The organism is Mycobacterium sp. (assembly GCF_052145595.1).
GTDB lineage: Bacteria > Actinomycetota > Actinomycetes > Mycobacteriales > Mycobacteriaceae > Mycobacterium.
Map to the genome: position 1 here is coordinate 1 of NZ_JBKQOI010000137.1, position 14,195 is coordinate 14,195.

14 protein-coding genes and 3 pseudogenes are annotated in these 14,195 nt (G+C 64.3%); 6 read left to right on the plus strand and 11 right to left on the minus strand.

The window, feature by feature from the left end:
• Positions 1 to 615: 615 nt before the first annotated feature.
• A pseudogene (locus tag ACLP4W_RS12340) lies at positions 616 to 1,053 on the plus strand (DDE-type integrase/transposase/recombinase); the annotation flags it as partial.
• 175 nt (positions 1,054 to 1,228) lie between these two features.
• Here ACLP4W_RS12340 and ACLP4W_RS12345 read toward each other — a convergent pair.
• The 5 genes and pseudogenes from ACLP4W_RS12345 to ACLP4W_RS12365 all read right to left on the minus strand — a co-directional run.
• Complete coding sequence (locus ACLP4W_RS12345) at positions 1,229 to 1,384, minus strand: hypothetical protein (RefSeq protein WP_442386411.1); 156 nt, start codon at positions 1,382 to 1,384, stop codon at positions 1,229 to 1,231.
• 9 nt (positions 1,385 to 1,393) lie between these two features.
• Positions 1,394 to 1,801, minus strand: coding sequence for an IclR family transcriptional regulator domain-containing protein (locus tag ACLP4W_RS12350; RefSeq protein ID WP_442386412.1), 408 nt, complete (start codon positions 1,799 to 1,801; stop codon positions 1,394 to 1,396).
• 118 nt (positions 1,802 to 1,919) lie between these two features.
• Entirely contained in the window at positions 1,920 to 2,357 is a 438-nt protein-coding gene (locus ACLP4W_RS12355) for a nuclear transport factor 2 family protein (protein WP_442386413.1), read from the minus strand.
• A 100-nt stretch (positions 2,358 to 2,457) separates the two neighbouring features.
• Entirely contained in the window at positions 2,458 to 3,204 is a 747-nt protein-coding gene (locus ACLP4W_RS12360) for an SDR family NAD(P)-dependent oxidoreductase (RefSeq protein WP_442362996.1), read from the minus strand.
• Positions 3,205 to 3,353: 149 nt separating this feature from the next.
• Positions 3,354 to 3,647 (minus strand): annotated as a pseudogene (locus ACLP4W_RS12365) (alcohol dehydrogenase catalytic domain-containing protein); the annotation flags it as partial.
• A gap of 400 nt (positions 3,648 to 4,047) precedes the next feature.
• On the opposite strand from ACLP4W_RS12365, the gene ACLP4W_RS12370 reads away from it, so the two are divergent.
• Positions 4,048 to 4,431 carry a nuclear transport factor 2 family protein gene (locus tag ACLP4W_RS12370; protein ID WP_442386414.1) on the plus strand — a complete coding sequence of 128 codons (384 nt, stop codon included), beginning with the start codon at positions 4,048 to 4,050 and terminating at the stop codon, positions 4,429 to 4,431.
• A gap of 19 nt (positions 4,432 to 4,450) precedes the next feature.
• On the opposite strand, the gene ACLP4W_RS12375 is transcribed toward ACLP4W_RS12370, so the two are convergent.
• The 3 genes from ACLP4W_RS12375 to ACLP4W_RS12385 are packed head-to-tail and all read right to left on the minus strand — an operon-like array spanning position 4,451 to position 7,694.
• Complete coding sequence (locus ACLP4W_RS12375) at positions 4,451 to 5,200, minus strand: SDR family NAD(P)-dependent oxidoreductase (protein WP_442386415.1); 750 nt, start codon at positions 5,198 to 5,200, stop codon at positions 4,451 to 4,453.
• The gene (locus tag ACLP4W_RS12380) at positions 5,197 to 6,444 is read right to left on the minus strand and encodes an MBL fold metallo-hydrolase (RefSeq protein ID WP_442386416.1); all 1,248 of its coding nucleotides are present in this window, start codon (positions 6,442 to 6,444) and stop codon (positions 5,197 to 5,199) included. The genes ACLP4W_RS12375 and ACLP4W_RS12380 overlap by 4 nt, the downstream gene beginning before the upstream one ends.
• Complete coding sequence (locus ACLP4W_RS12385) at positions 6,441 to 7,694, minus strand: sulfotransferase family protein (RefSeq protein ID WP_442386417.1); 1,254 nt, start codon at positions 7,692 to 7,694, stop codon at positions 6,441 to 6,443. Before ACLP4W_RS12385 ends, ACLP4W_RS12380 begins: the two co-directional genes overlap by 4 nt.
• Positions 7,695 to 7,753: 59 nt before the next feature.
• Here ACLP4W_RS12385 and ACLP4W_RS12390 point away from each other — a divergent pair, with 59 nt between their 5' ends.
• Positions 7,754 to 8,692: an IclR family transcriptional regulator gene (locus ACLP4W_RS12390; RefSeq protein ID WP_442386418.1), complete on the plus strand. Its 939-nt coding sequence runs from the start codon at positions 7,754 to 7,756 to the stop codon at positions 8,690 to 8,692.
• 1 nt (position 8,693) lies between these two features.
• On the plus strand, positions 8,694 to 9,683 hold the full coding sequence (locus tag ACLP4W_RS12395) for an LLM class flavin-dependent oxidoreductase (protein WP_442386419.1): 990 nt from the start codon (positions 8,694 to 8,696) through the stop codon (positions 9,681 to 9,683).
• A 23-nt stretch (positions 9,684 to 9,706) separates the two neighbouring features.
• On the opposite strand, the gene ACLP4W_RS12400 is transcribed toward ACLP4W_RS12395, so the two are convergent.
• Entirely contained in the window at positions 9,707 to 10,954 is a 1,248-nt protein-coding gene (locus ACLP4W_RS12400; protein WP_442386423.1) for an NADH:flavin oxidoreductase, read from the minus strand.
• 293 nt (positions 10,955 to 11,247) lie between these two features.
• On the opposite strand from ACLP4W_RS12400, the gene ACLP4W_RS12405 reads away from it, so the two are divergent.
• Positions 11,248 to 11,895: a transposase gene (locus ACLP4W_RS12405; RefSeq protein WP_442386420.1), complete on the plus strand. Its 648-nt coding sequence runs from the start codon at positions 11,248 to 11,250 to the stop codon at positions 11,893 to 11,895.
• Between the two features lie 87 nt (positions 11,896 to 11,982).
• Positions 11,983 to 12,370: pseudogene (locus tag ACLP4W_RS12410) on the plus strand (transposase); the annotation flags it as partial.
• 290 nt (positions 12,371 to 12,660) lie between these two features.
• Here the strand turns inward: ACLP4W_RS12410 and ACLP4W_RS12415 are convergent.
• Both ACLP4W_RS12415 and ACLP4W_RS12420 read right to left on the minus strand, forming a co-directional pair.
• A complete protein-coding gene (locus tag ACLP4W_RS12415) occupies positions 12,661 to 13,548 on the minus strand; it encodes a VOC family protein (protein WP_442386421.1) in 888 nt (295 codons plus the stop codon).
• A gap of 42 nt (positions 13,549 to 13,590) precedes the next feature.
• Positions 13,591 to 14,195, minus strand: a 605-nt coding sequence (locus ACLP4W_RS12420) for an acyl-CoA dehydrogenase family protein (protein WP_442386422.1), incomplete at its 5' end; no start/stop codon positions are given.

Consider the following 14,195-nt stretch of genomic DNA (forward strand, 5'->3'; position numbering starts at 1 on the left):
CGGCGTCCACGAACTCGTCGGCGGACCGCTCGGTCAGATCGTGAGCCGCATGACGAAAGTGCAACCAGCCGGCGAGATCGTGCTGAACATGGTCGAGGAATACATGGACACGCTGCAGCGGATGAGCAGCACATACCACCAACTCACGGGTGAGTGACCGGGACGGGTCCAGCCGCGCCAGCTGCGCCACCGCGATCCAGCGCTGCAGCCAGGATTGCTCATCGGAAGTTCACCGCAACGACCGGCCGACAGCTGCTTAGTCTGGGGTTTTCACCACCGACAAGAGGCCACAGTTCATGACGAACCAGCAGCGAATGCGCCGACCGCAAAGGCATTATCGAGGTATTGAACCTCTACGCCAGCTGTCTTGATGAGCGCGACTGGGGGCCGGCATAGACGCGTCTTCCACGTTGACGCCACCGCCGATTACGGGCACTGCACTTCGGCAGATCGTCGATCGTCAGCATGATCAGCGGATTGCTCAATGGGTGCGGCGCGATACAACATCTGTTGGGTAGCCACGACATCCGGGATCGCCCGGTATGAGGCCACGGCAATGACCCAAGCACGCGTCATCCACGTCGGGGTCTGAGAACTCGCAGGGTTGACCCCGTACGGGTGTGGCTTGCGCTCAACCGCGAGGGCGTCGCGTGAACCGATGCACCGTCGAGCGGCTGATGGCCGAACTCGGCCTCACCGGCGCCGCCCGCGGCAAGGCCAAACGCACCACGATCGCGAACCCTACCGCAGCGCGGCCCGCCGATCTCGTGCAGCGGCAGTTCGCCCCGCCACCACCGAACCGATTGTGAGTCGCCGACCTGACCTACGTGTCGCCTGGTCGGGGTTTGCCTACGTTGGCTTCGTCGTCGACGCCTATGCGCGGCGGATCCTGGCCTGGCGAGTCGCATCAACGATGGCCACCTCGATGGTGCTCGATGCCATCGAACAAGCGATCTGGACTCGCCAACAAGAGGGCATCATGGATCTTAAAGATGTTGTCCACCATACAGATATAGGGCGCAATACACGTCGATCCGGTTCACCGAACGTCTCACTCGCGATGTCACCTTGGCGTGGCCTCGGCGTGACTTGAATTGGCCCCTCGATGCCAGCGCTTGGAAGAGGGCTGGGTTGGACGGCCGGTGGAAGAGCATGTCATGGCGGGTTCGGCGATGTCGACGCCGTCACCGGTTGCCGTTTTACTCGGCTGGACATCGGTTGCCCTGGCTTACTCGGTGCGGTATTTCGTTGTCCATTCGTGCAGCAACGGGACGAGGTCGTCGCGTCGCGCCGCGAGCGAGTGCTGCTGGTCGGCCAGCGCGATCGCCGCGACCACCGTGCCGTGTTGGACGATGGGTGCGGCGATTGCCTTCGTGTGCCGCATCTGGTGGTCCTAGGTCTGCATGGCGTAGCCCTGGGAGCGGATCGTTTGGCACTGCTCGAGCAATGCGACTGAAGCGTCGGTATTCCCTCGGGTTATCAGGTCAACGGCTTCTTTGCGGTCGGATTCATGTAGATGTGCCAACAGGACCCGACCCGCGGCAGTTCGGTCCAGGGGGGCGCGCATTCCGGCTGCGAGTGCGTAGTCGAATGGTTCGTCGGTACCGGCCCAGTCGACATACATCGCACTGAAGCCGACGCGCACCGCAAGAAGTGTTGGCAGACCTGCAGTTTGGCTGAGCGCAACCAGATCGTCGTGACGGATGTCGCGGATGGGCAGGCGGCGCGAGCGCAGCGAGAGCACGTATGGGGCCGAGCCAAGCACGAACCGGTGCTGATCTTCCTCGTCGAGGTAGCCCACCGCGGTGAGGCCGTTGACGAGCTTGTGAATCGACGACGCCGGCGCCACTGAGGGCGGTCGCGCACTACCGTCGCGAAACAGGCTGCACTCATCGGCAACATGACCCGACTTTTGTCGCTCACGTCCTGAACACCTCCAGCGATCCGACGGCCCCCCGGTTTCGCTTGATCCGCTCGACGAGCCTCCACTGCCCGGCCCGTCGTTCCCAGCGGTCGTGGTAATCGCCGAGGGTGTAGAAGACGAGCGTCGGTTCCTGGGCGGACAAATGCACGTCGTGTACGTAGGCCCGACTCTGGGCGGTGTCCCCAGTGATGTCGACGAGAATGTTGCCTAGCAGATGCTGGGTCGGTCCGCACCGTTCAAGATAGCGGCGGATCCGGTCAATGATCGCCATTGCGCCCTTCAACGGGCCGTCGCCCACATCGCCGACGGCGTCCGCGGCGAGGATAGCGGCAAGAGCGGCCCAATCGTGCTCGTCCATCCCGCGCGCGAAACGGATGAGCGCCTGTTCAATGGCGCGCTCGTCGGTCGCGGCACTTGTGTCCTCGGTGGTCATTGCCGGTTCCTCTCTGCATCTGGTCAGATGGGCAGCAAACATCGTGAGGGTCGCTGCCGCCGCTTGCGATCAGGTTCGGCCGGGTATCGGACGGGATGTGTTAGCCGGGCAGCGTCATGCCGGCGCCTAGGCCGCCATCTGCGCTGAACTGGGAGCCGGTGCTGTAGCTGGACTCGTCGCTGGCCAGAAAAACGATCATGGCCGCGATCTCCTCCGGCCGGGCCACGCGCTGCAGCGTGTTGAGCCCGGTGGTCGGGACCTGACCCGAGAACGCCCCGATCATGGGCGTGGCGACGCCGCCGGGGTGCACCGAGTTGACGCGGACACCCAATGGGGCCAGTTCCCGGGCAGCTGATCTCGTCAGCCCGGTCAAGCCGTGCTTGGAGGCGGTGTAGGCGTGTTGGGGGCTCACACCGTTGAGGCCGGCGTACGAGGAGATGTTGACCACCGAAGACGGAACGCCCCGGGTGAGCGCCTCGAGCGCTGCAACCAGCCCAAGAAAGGGCCCCGTCAAGTTCACCGCGAGCGTGCGCTCCCAGATGTCCCGGGGATGGTTCGCCAAAGGATGGGTGAGACCGATGCCCGCCCCGTTGACGAGCACGCTAAGCTGACCGAACGTCGCCTCAGCAAACGCCACCACCTGCCGCCAGCCCGCCTCGTCGGTCACGTCGAGACGTTGAAAAGTCGCGGAGTCACCGAGCTCGTCCGCCAGCGCGCTGCCCTGCTCTTCGGCGACGTCGGCCACCACCACCAGCGCACCCTCGTTGACCATCGCCCGACTGCTTGCCGCCCCAATTCCCGACGCGCCGCCGGTGACGATCGCAACCTTGCCCTTCAGCCGGTCCATCGTAAGAATCCCCTAACTAAACTAGTACGCGCCGCCGCCGCTGCGCTTGATTCGGTGGCGTTGCGCCGGGTAGGACCCGAGCGACGGTACACCCAGCTCGTCCACGGCCAGTGCAGCTCTCCCATTGGCCGGGAGAAGATTTGGGCCATACCTCCGTTACCGCTGATGCCGCTGGGCGCGGGCACTTTGTTGATGACGACGTGGTCGCCGACGGAGATGCCGGTGACATCGCTACCGACGTCGACGACCTCGCCGGCGGGTTCATGACCGAGAGGCATCTTGCCTTGGCGGGGCGGCAACCCGCCGGCGGAAATGTAGAACGAATCGGTACCGCAGATCCCGCAGGCGCGCATCTTGACTAGGACGTCCCTCGGTCCGACCGCTGGGGTTGCTACGTCGACGAGTGTGGTTTCGCCGGGACCTGTCACGATCGAAGCTCTCACCGAATCGCCTCCTGGTTCGCGCGCAGCTATCGAGCCCGATGTCGAATGTCGCCACCTACCCATGAATTGTGCGGAGCCTGTCCTCACATGGACCATCGCGTCCACGTATCGGAATACGAGATCTATTTTCTTCTCGTCGTTGAGGATTGGTCCTGACGGGTCCCGGATCTCGAAGGTCAGGGAACACACGTGCACGTCGCCCAGTGCACGATGTGGTCCCGCGCTTGTCCAGGCGCGTTCGCCGCCACCACCACGGCGTTGGCGGCCCTTCGTCCAGTCGATACTGACGCGGGACATACGAAGGACTCGTCGGCATTTGGGGGACAAGGCGATTTCCCGCTAGTCCCACTGTGTGGAAACGAAATATGCCGCGATTGCGCCGCCCGACTAGCTTCGGCATATGACAAGTGCCCAGGATGTACGCGAAGCCATCACCGCGACCGTCCACCGCTACCTCGAGCTGATCGCCAACGGTGGCGCCGACGACATCGTCGAGCTGTTCGCCGACGACGCCACGGTTGAGGACCCGGTCGGGAGTGATGTGTACATCGGTCGGCCGGCGATCCACGGCTTCTACGGCACGCTCGGCAACCTCGAGCGCGCCACCGAGCTGCTGTCGCTGCGGGTGGCCGGTCACGAGGCAGCCTACGTCTTCGCCATCACCTTCAGCGCAGGCGACGGCCGAATGCGCCTCGAACCGATCAACGCCATGGTGTTCAACGAAGACGGCAGGATCGCATCGATGAAGTCCTACTGGTCGCCGTCCGACGTCACGCAGTGCTAGCCGCGAACGGACCGCACCGCTACAGCACGCTGTAGCCGCCGTCAACCACGAGCGCCGAGCCGGTGCAGTAGGAGGCATTCTCGGTGCACAGATACAAGATTGCGGCCGCTATCTCGGCCGGTGTCCCGAACCGTCCGAGCGGGATGTGGTCGAGTTGTTCTTGTTTGATGTGCGGAGCAAAATCCATCGGCGCCGTCATAAGTGTGGCAACGACTCCGGGTATGACGGCGTTGATCCGGATGCCGTCGCCGGCCCACCGCACGGCGAGGTTGCGGGTCAGGGCGAGCACGCCCGCTTTCGCCGAGCCGTAGCCGGGTACCACGGGCACCGCCCGCACCGCCGCCATGGATCCGAGCATCACTACGCTGGCTCCACCCGCGGCGCGCGATGCCTTCAGGGCGCGGTGCAAAGCGACGGTCAGCCGGAAAGGGGCGAGCAGATTCACGTCGACCGATGCCGTAAAGCCCTCAGCGGTGGACTCTTCGAGACCACCCGGGAAGTTGGCGCCGGCATTGTTGATCAGAATGTCCAATGCCGAGTAGGAGGCGGCCAGCGCGTCGATGCCGGCGGAGTCGGTCAGGACGAGTTGCCGGTAGGCCATCCCGGAAAGGTCCACGTCGTAGTCCGCCGGCCGTGGCTTGGTGCCGGTGATCGTCACCGCGGCGCCGTAATCCCGAAGCAGCGTGGCCGTCGCGTTACCGATCCCGCTTGTGCCGCCGGTGACCAACGCGGTTGCACCGGTGAAATCGAAGAGCACGCGGTTGGTCATGACAGCTCCTCGATCTGCTTGCGCAACCAGGCCGCCTCCCAGAAGTTAGTGCTGCCCTTCAGCAGTCGCTCATGTGCGGCGATCAACACCTGCCTGGCCTCCCGGGCGTGTGGCTCGGCCCGGTGGACGATCTCGGCCAGTTGGATGGCTCGCACCGGTTCCCCGGCCTCCAGTAACGTGCGCGCCCGGCTGAGGACCGCTTCTGCGCCGGCGAGTTCGAGCAGGGCCAACTCGGCGGAATCCGGGCTTTCGGCATAGAGTTCGGCCGTGGACCGATGATGGAACCAGCCGGCGTAGTTCTCCCAGATGGCGCGCACGTTCCAGCGCACCGTCCCGTAGCCCTGACCGACCTCCAGTTCGGGCGGCAGAACCACCTCGCGCATCAGCGTGTGAACGTCCTTGCCGGCATTCATGCCGGCGACCGTTTGGTCGTGCAGAAAAGCCACAGCGTCGCGCAGCCTCGTCAGCTCCCAATTGATTTGGTCTCTGCCCGTAATCGGCCCGAAGTGCCCTGTGAGCAGCACCTCGGCACCCAGCGCGCGCACCCTCTCGATCGACTCGATGACAGTTACCGCGTCGCGGTAGCGGTCACCGCGCATCGTGACCAGATTGGGGATGTGCCCGAATAGCGCCCCGAACACGTTGCCGCACAGGCACACCCGCTCCTCGGGTAGCCACACCACAAGGCTGTCGGTCGTTTCTCCGCCGGGCGTAGCGTACAACTGGAGGCGCCGCCTGCCCAGTTCGATATCGAGCTCATCGTCGACGACGACCGTCGGGATCGGAGCACTCTGCGGCGGCGGCGCTCCGAATCGTTGCGCGCTGTGCTCGATCGCCGCCATCACCGTGTCGGCCCAGGCGAAGGAGGAGTTCGCCGTGCGGAAAGTAGCCAGTACCTCGTTGTCACGGCGCCACGTCGCCCAATTCGCCTGGGCGACAATGTCGCTCCCGGGATCGCTGAGCAGATCTGCACCGCCAACGTGGTCGTAATGACCTTGGGTGAGGATCACGTAGCGGATTGGCGACGAATCGACGGCGTCGTAGTTGGCACGGTGCACCGGTGCCTCGAAACCCATCCCCGTGTTCACCACGATCCGACCCTCGTCGGTGGTCAGCAGATGGGAGTTGGACAGGCCTGGCGACAACCAGATGCCCGGGCATACCTCTTGCGCCGCAGGCGCGTTCGCGCCCGCGATGGCCTCGGCGCCCGGGCGACTCCGGTACACCGGTTCGTAGTGGGTCACGCTTCCTCCCGCACGTCGAACCGCTCGAAATAGAAGTCGAATCGTGATCGAATCTCGTCGGGCGACCGGTCGAAGTGGCTCTTGAGGTCGTAGCGCAGCCGGCCGTGCTTGCCCCGTGGATTGTCGTCGAGATATCCGCGTAGCGCCGCCCGGGTCTCCGGAGGCAAGGTCGTGCCGTTGTAGTCATAGAGCGTCTCCAGAATCGACATCTCGTTACCGTTGAGCTGGTGGAATCCGATGTCCAGGCTGCGGTCGGCGCCGACCAGTTCCCGGTCACGCACACACGCGCGCAGCAGCCGCTCGACCCGATCGATCCAGTAGTCCGCGAGCCCATGCGGGTCGATCTCGCGGCGGCGGACCCGGTCGCCGTACGCCAGCATGGTCACGGCTGACTGAATCACCGCCACCGGATCGCGGTGGGTGAACGCCACCGTGGCGTCGGAGAAAGTGCTGATCAGCGGCCGGAGTTGCTCGCAGTGTTGCGGCGACTTGAGAACCCACTGGCGTGGCCCGCGAAGAAATGTCAGCGCCTTAAGGACCGTGCGCAGATAGGCGTAGTGCTCGGTCTGGTCCAGCCCGAAGTAGAAGTCGCGCCACAGCGGCACCCGGGCATGCCACTCCAGCACATAGCTCGCGAAGTCGATGTCGAGAAGCTCAACTTCCTCCTCGATCGCTTGGGGAAACCGGTCGTGCATCGCCTGCACCAGCGGGATCATCACTTTCGACGACTCGTAGTCAGCAGCACATCGAGCGAACCTGGGATCGACGCCGTTGACGTCGGGGCCCTCCCCCCGCAGCGGAAACGGCTCCTGACTTTCCCAGAAGGGCAACGCACGCCGCCGGGTGTCCGACGCAAACAGGTTCACCAGATGCGTTGTGCCAGAACGAGGAAGCCCGACAACGATGATCGGCCGGTCGATCTCGATGTCATGGATCTCCGGGTACCGAAGCAGGAGATCGGTCAGCAGCAGGCGAGACGACAGCAGCCGGACAATCCGGTTGCGCAAGGTCAGCCGGTTGAGGTTGGTGTTGCCGGGGTCGGCGTCGATCGCTGCCGCGTAAGCGTTCAGTCGCGGGCGGAAATCGCCCGGTCCGAAGTCGTCCAAGCCGGTACGCGCAACCGCCTCGCCGACGAGCACGTCGGGTTCGAGATCGATGGGCTGCGTGTCGAGCTGATCGAGCACCTGCCGCTGCAGTGGACTGAGGCGTGGCGACACGAGGTCGTCAATGACGAGGGCGTTGTCCGACACAGTGTTGCCCCTCCGACTCACGTTTTGGATAACGGATATTCGTTGTATGCTCCGAATATATGAATCCCAAGGTAGAGCAGTCCCAACCGCCGGGTCAAGACCCGTCGCCGCCCACTCGCCGGGTGGTCGCGGTGGTGGAGTTGCTGGGCGGACACCCCGGTACGCCGCTCACGCTGGCTGAGATCTGTCGTGAGCTCGGCATCAGTCGATCCACCGGACACGCCATCCTGCATACGCTGTGTAGCGGCGACTGGGTGGTCCGTGACCCGGTGACCGGAACATATTCGTTAGGCCCCGCCCTGGCAGCGTTGTCCGCCCTATCGGTGCCGCTGCATCGAATGCTGCGCGAGCCGCTGCACCGGCTCTGCGTGTCGATTGACATGCCGGTGTGCATCTCCGAAGTCAGAGCCCACTCGATTGTGGTTGTCGACTCGATCGCCGCGGGTGCGGCGCGCCCGCCGGTGCCGGCCGGCCTGCGGCTGCCGTTCCTAGCCCCGTTCGGGCGTGAGTTCACGGCGTGGGCGCCGGCGGCCCAGCAACACGACTGGATGGACCGCGCGGGCCCCGTCAACGACGTATTCCAGGCGCGAATCCCGAAGGTGCTCAAGGAGATCCGAAACCGTGGTTACGGCATTGAGCGGCTGAGTGATCCCCTTCTGCGCGTGTACACCGCGTTGCGAGCCCTCGATGACGGCAGCGCGCCGGACCCGGTCTCGATGCGGCTGGCCGGTGCCGTCGCCGACCTGACGATCGTCGACTTCCTACCCGGTGAGTTGACCGAGGCGGACCCATGCCCGCTGGCGACGATCTCTGCGCCCATCTTCAGCATCGAGGGAAACGTCGTCATGTCGGTATCCGCGCAGCCGTATCGACCGCTAACACCACAGGAAGTACACGGCATCGGCGCGCAGGTCGTCGAATTCGCCGAATCTACGGGCGCTCTGATCGCGCAGCACTCCCCATCTGACCACCGTCTAGAGCTTGATCGGAGACACTGAGATGACGCTTTCGATTATGCGGTTCACCTTCGCATCTCCGCGTGGGAATCCTGCCATGCAGCGCGAACTGCTGTCGGCTGCAATCGAACTCGCGCAATGGAGCGACTCCCGCGGGTTGGCCGCGGTCAGTATCGATGAGCACCATGTCACCGGCCACGGCTGGAGCTGCAATCCGATCATGGCCGCGTCGATGTTCCTTGTCCGGACGAGCAACCTCTACGCCAGCGTCGACTGCGCCCTAGGGCCACTGTGGAATCCGCTACGCCTGGCCGAAGACATCGCGTTCGTCGACGCGATGAGCGGTGGGCGCCTGCACACCACCGTTGGTCTGGGATACCGGCGCGTCGAATACGAAGCTGTCGGAACCAGCTTCAGCCAGCGCGGTGCGTTGATGGACCGGCTGATCGAAACGGTTTTGAGGGCCTGGTCCGGGAAGCCGATGGTCGACGGTGACCCGGACTCGTGCATCGGCTCGGGCACATGGAGCCGTCCCCATCCGCCCCTGTATGTCGGCGGCGGCGTCCGGGCCAGCGCTCGGCGTGCGGCGCGGTTCGGTCTGGGTCTGAGCCTGCCGGATCATCTACCAGACATCGCGCAGTACTACATCGACCTGTGCACCGAGGCCGGCGTGGAACCGGTCGTCATCATGCCGAGCCGGGTCAACCGGGGAATGATCTTCCTGCACGAAGACCCGGACAAGGCTTGGTCCGACCTGGGCAAGCACATTCTCTGGGAGGCGGTGACATACGGCGGGTGGTCACAGGGCGTATCACACTCGTTGATGCACCTTCCCGGCGTACAAACCCTCGAAGAGGTCAAGGCGTCGGGCAGATACCGGTTCCTCACCCCCGAGCAACTGATCACTGAAGTCCGCGATCACCCCGAGCACGGGCCGATCGTCCTTCACCCTCTGGTCGGCGGCATGCCGGTCGGCGAGGCGTGGAGTTCGGTCCAGCTGTTGACCGATAAGGTCCTGCCACACCTGGCGTAGGTGCCCTGCGGGGCCGGATCAGGTCACGCGGAAGTGACCTCGTGCTCCACGGTTATTGGAGTAGAGCGGCCCTTGGGTTTCGCGCCATAGCGTTGATCGGGGTCGAGCACGCAGTGAGTGCGGCCAAACACCGTAAGCATGCACTTGTTGTTGTGGTTGCAGCGGCTGCGGGCCGTCGGATCCTCCTTGAGCCGGTTCACCAATTCTGGCTCGCGCAGCAGAGCCCTTCCCATGGCGACGAAACTGAACCCTTCGCGCATCGCGGTGACCATGTGGTCGCGGTTGGTGATGCCGCCGAGCAAGATCAGCGGGGTGTGCTTGACGACCGGAATGAATTGGCGGGCCGCCTCTAGCATGAAGAGGTCGCGGTACGGGAAGTTTCCCAGAACCCATTTTCCGAACAGCCGCACACCAATGTTCATCGGGCGAGGCATCACGGCGGCGAATTCATCCACCGGGATGTCGCCACGAAACATATACAACGGCTTGAACACCGATGATCCCTGCGTCAGCTCGATGGCATCGAGGTTGCGATCTTGGTCGAGCAGTTGGGCGCTACGCAGCGACTCGGCCAGCCAGATCCCGCCTCGCATACCGTCGTCCATGTCGAGCTTGGCGGTCACCGCGATCCGGTCACCGACGACCTCCCGCACCCGCTGGGCGATCTCACGGACAAATCGCGAGCGGTTGTCGATGCTTCCGCCGTAGTCGTCCTTGCGGCGGTTCATCAGAGGGCTGAGAAACGAGCTCGGCAGATACAAATGCCCGAAATGCAGTTCGACGGCATCAAAGCCGGCGGCGGCGGCCACCTGTGCGGCCTCACCGAATTGGTCGACGACGCGGCCGATCTCATGACGTTTCATCGCACGGCAGTATTCGAACGACGAAGGATTGATGAACCTGCTGGGCGCCATCGGAGTTTCTCCGGTGAGCTTCTTCGACGCAACGACACCGGCGTGTCCGAGCTGCGCCGAGATCGTCGCACCAGCGTTGTGCACGGCATCGGTCAGCTTCTGCAACCCGGGCAGGGCGTCGGCCCCCATGAGGATCTGTCCGGGAGCGCTGGCCCCGTCACGGGCCACGCAGCAGTAGGCGACCGTCGTCATACCCACTCCGCCGTGGGCGAATCGCCGATGGAAAGCGATCAGATCATCGGTCACCAACCCTTTGGGTGATCGCCCCTCCGATGTCGCGGACTTGATGATCCGGTTGCGCAACCGAACGGGACCAAGCCTCGCTGGGGCAAACGGGTCCGGCGTTGCCGCCTCGATACTGCTGGGTGTATCGGTGAATGCCACAACAGCGACCCCTCTGTCACATCCCTGAACATCCTTGTTCACTGTGGTTTCGGCAGGAATGTTTCGGTTGTAACAGCGCTGCGCTGGCGCGAACGGTGCGTGTTCCACTCACTGGACGCCCGAGCAACCACAGTCTCCCACTGGCAGGGAATCGACATCGCCGCGGCGCGGGGACTCCCCACTGACCGCAACATGGTGAGCCGCCCATGAATCCGGCGGGCAGGAACGAGTCTTCGTAGTCGTCGTTCGAGACCAAGGCCGCCCGGGTGCTCGATCTGTATGCCCGGCGGTGGGAGGGCCACCCTCTCGGTCCCGATGATTATGTGATCAGTGCCGATGAGAAATCCCAGCTGCAGGCCCTGCAGCGACGCCACCGGGGACAACCACCCGCACCCGGGCGCAACCGACGCGTCGAGTTCGAGTACCGCCGCGGCGGCACCCTGGCCTACTTCGCCGCCTACGACATCCACCGCGCCCAGGTGCTCGGGCAGATCGCCCCCAAGACCGGCATCGAGCCGTTCACCGACCTGGTCGCCACGGTGATGACCACCGAACCCTACGCCTCGGCCCGGCGGGTGTTCTGGGTCGCAGACAACGGCTCGTCCCACAACGGACAACGCTCGATCGAACGCATGCAGACAGCATGGCCGACCGCGACCCTGGTGCACCTGCCGGTGCACGCATCATGGCTAAACCAGGTCGAGATCTACTTCTCGATCCTGCAGCGGAAAGCCATAACCCCCAACGACTTCACCGACCTCGACCAATTCTCCGAACGCATCCTCGGCTTCCAGGACCGCTACAACACGACCGCGACACCGTTCGACTGGACCTACACCCGAGACGACCTCAACGCCTTCCTCCGCCGCCTCGACCTCCCCGACATACCGCATACCCAAGCAACCGCCGCATGACCCCCGACGAACTCACGACTGCGACCACCAGTGGATGGCGTACTTGTTCCCTAAGACAGTCCGCCATGAGCGCACCGAGTCGCGGACCAACCAGTGCAACGGGTCGCGGCGCGCACGCTGAGCACCATCGCCGCCATGCTGGGCCGCCAGCTGCCAACGCCGAATCCGTGCTGCGCGATGACGCCCACGACAACACCGCGTTCGCCGATTTTTCCTGTCCCGCACCAAAAACCGAGTCAATCAACCCGTTCGAGCGACTCAATAAGGAAATCAAACGCCGGACCGACGTCGTCGGGGTGTTTGTTCCCAGACCCGGCCGCGCTGCTGCGCCTGGCCGACTCGGCTCGTCGAAGCCCACGACGAGTGGCAGGTCGCCGGCAAACGCTACCTGTCGGAAACCAGCCTGGCCTTGTTCCACAAACCCGGCGACCAACCCCAACGCCACGTTGCCGCCCACGCCGCACTCACGGCATAGTTGGATACCGCAGAGCCTCAGGTGAAACGACCGGTCTACTTACACCACCCACGGGATGCTGGCCAACCGGGGGATGGCGAATCATGCACCGCCGCCTTGATGTTCGGGTTTCCATTGGAGATGTTGGCATCCTCGGCCTCGGCGTCTCCTGACAGCTTGCCGGCTGTAGGTGTGAAGAACCGGTTGGCAGCATCCGCATAGGCACCACATCGGGACCAGAAGATTGGTTGCTTCGCCACTTGCGCTGCGGCTCATGCAGCCGCCGTATCACCACGCACGTTGGTCCGCGGTCAGCTGAAGTCCCAGCGATGGCCCCAATAACTGTCGGCAGTAATTTCCTCAGCGGTGTAGGGGTGTTCATCGACGAGTATGCCCTCGCAGCCCACTTCGAGGTCCCAACCGCCGGGCGTTCGGACGTAGAACGAGACCATCTTGTCATTGGTGTGCCGTCCGAGCGTGGACGAGATGTGGCACCCACCTTTGATTGCACGGTCGAGCGCGCGGCCGACCTCGTCGAGCGTCTCGCATTCCACCATGACGTGCACCAGCGCCGGCGCCTTGAGGTTCGGCGACGGAAGGATCGCCAGGCTGTGGTGACGGGCATTGACACCCAGGAACCTCAACCGAACCGGCCCGAACTCAGGTGGTGTGGGCAGTCGCAGCGCACCCCGAGGCAGGAACCCCAGCGTCTCGGCATAGAACTGGTACGCTGCGTCCAGGTCGCTGACCGGCACCACGACGTGCCCGGCACCCAACTTGCCTGTCACGAAACGATTTCCGTACGGCGTAGCAACCGGTGAGTGGTCGAGTGCCGGACCATAGAAGACCTCGACCGGAGTTGCACCGGGGGCCTCGAAGGACAGGCCGGCCTCCACGCGCCGCGCGTCGGCATCCTCTTGCGACAGCGGCTTGGTCGCGATCCCCGAGGTCTCCACCGCAGACTGCACCCGGCGTAATGCCAAGTGATCGCGTACTTCCCAGCCGACCGCGTCGACCCCGTCCTCATCTACGGGCAGCAGGATGAGACGTCCGACGCGCTCGTCCATCCGGAGATAGAGCGCATCCGCCTCCGAGCCATGCCCCTGCGCAAATCCGATTGTGCCGAAAGCAAACTGCCGCCATGCATCCATGTCTGTGACGCGGATGCGGACGTAGCCGAGCGAGCTGATATCGCTCACAGCTGCTGTCCCTTCATATGCTGATACGTACGTGCGGAGGCCTCAGATCATCGCCCGCAGGTTGTCTGGTGGCTCGATGCCCATCGTGGTCAACGCTGTGGAGTGATACACCGTGCCCGGAGTGTGGATCGCGTGCTGCAGCCCGACGTGGGCATCACGCCAGAACCGCTGCAAGGGGTTGTGTTTGCGCGCCGCGTTCCCGCCGGAACGGGCGAAGATCTCGTCGGCAGCGTTGACCGCCCGCCACGCGCACCGGATCTGGTTGCGCCGCACCAGGGCACGGTCCTCGAACGTGATCGGGCGCCCGGCATCGGCGAGGTCGTAGAGCCTGCTGATGCCGTCGAGCAGCTGCAGGCGAGACGCCGCGATCTCGGCTGCGGCCTCTGAGATCGCGTACAGCACATACGGATCGTCCTTGATCTTGGTGCCCATCGCGGTCACTCGACCTCGCTGGTAGTCAAGGTGTGCCGCCAGCGCACCCTCCGTAATCCCGATCACCGCGGAGGTGATCCCGAGCGGAAACATCGCCCAGAACGGAATCTTGTACACCGTCTCCGTGCGGCCGGCTCTGGCCGCGGCCGCCTCCCCTTCGGCCACCTGCGCGAAGTCGATGGTCCGGTATTCGGGAATGAACGCCCCGTCGACGA

Coding starts and splice junctions, on each gene's coding strand:
- ACLP4W_RS12390 (WP_442386418.1), top strand. CDS start 7,754: ATGAATCCCAAGGTAGAGCAGTCCCAACCGCCGGGTCAAGACCCGTCG.
- ACLP4W_RS12345 (WP_442386411.1), bottom strand. CDS start 1,384: ATGCGGCACACGAAGGCAATCGCCGCACCCATCGTCCAACACGGCACG.
- ACLP4W_RS12370 (WP_442386414.1), top strand. CDS start 4,048: ATGACAAGTGCCCAGGATGTACGCGAAGCCATCACCGCGACCGTCCAC.
- ACLP4W_RS12360 (WP_442362996.1), bottom strand. CDS start 3,204: ATGGACCGGCTGAAGGGCAAGGTTGCGATCGTCACCGGCGGCGCGTCG.
- ACLP4W_RS12375 (WP_442386415.1), bottom strand. CDS start 5,200: ATGACCAACCGCGTGCTCTTCGATTTCACCGGTGCAACCGCGTTGGTC.
- ACLP4W_RS12395 (WP_442386419.1), top strand. CDS start 8,694: ATGACGCTTTCGATTATGCGGTTCACCTTCGCATCTCCGCGTGGGAAT.
- ACLP4W_RS12355 (WP_442386413.1), bottom strand. CDS start 2,357: ATGACCACCGAGGACACAAGTGCCGCGACCGACGAGCGCGCCATTGAA.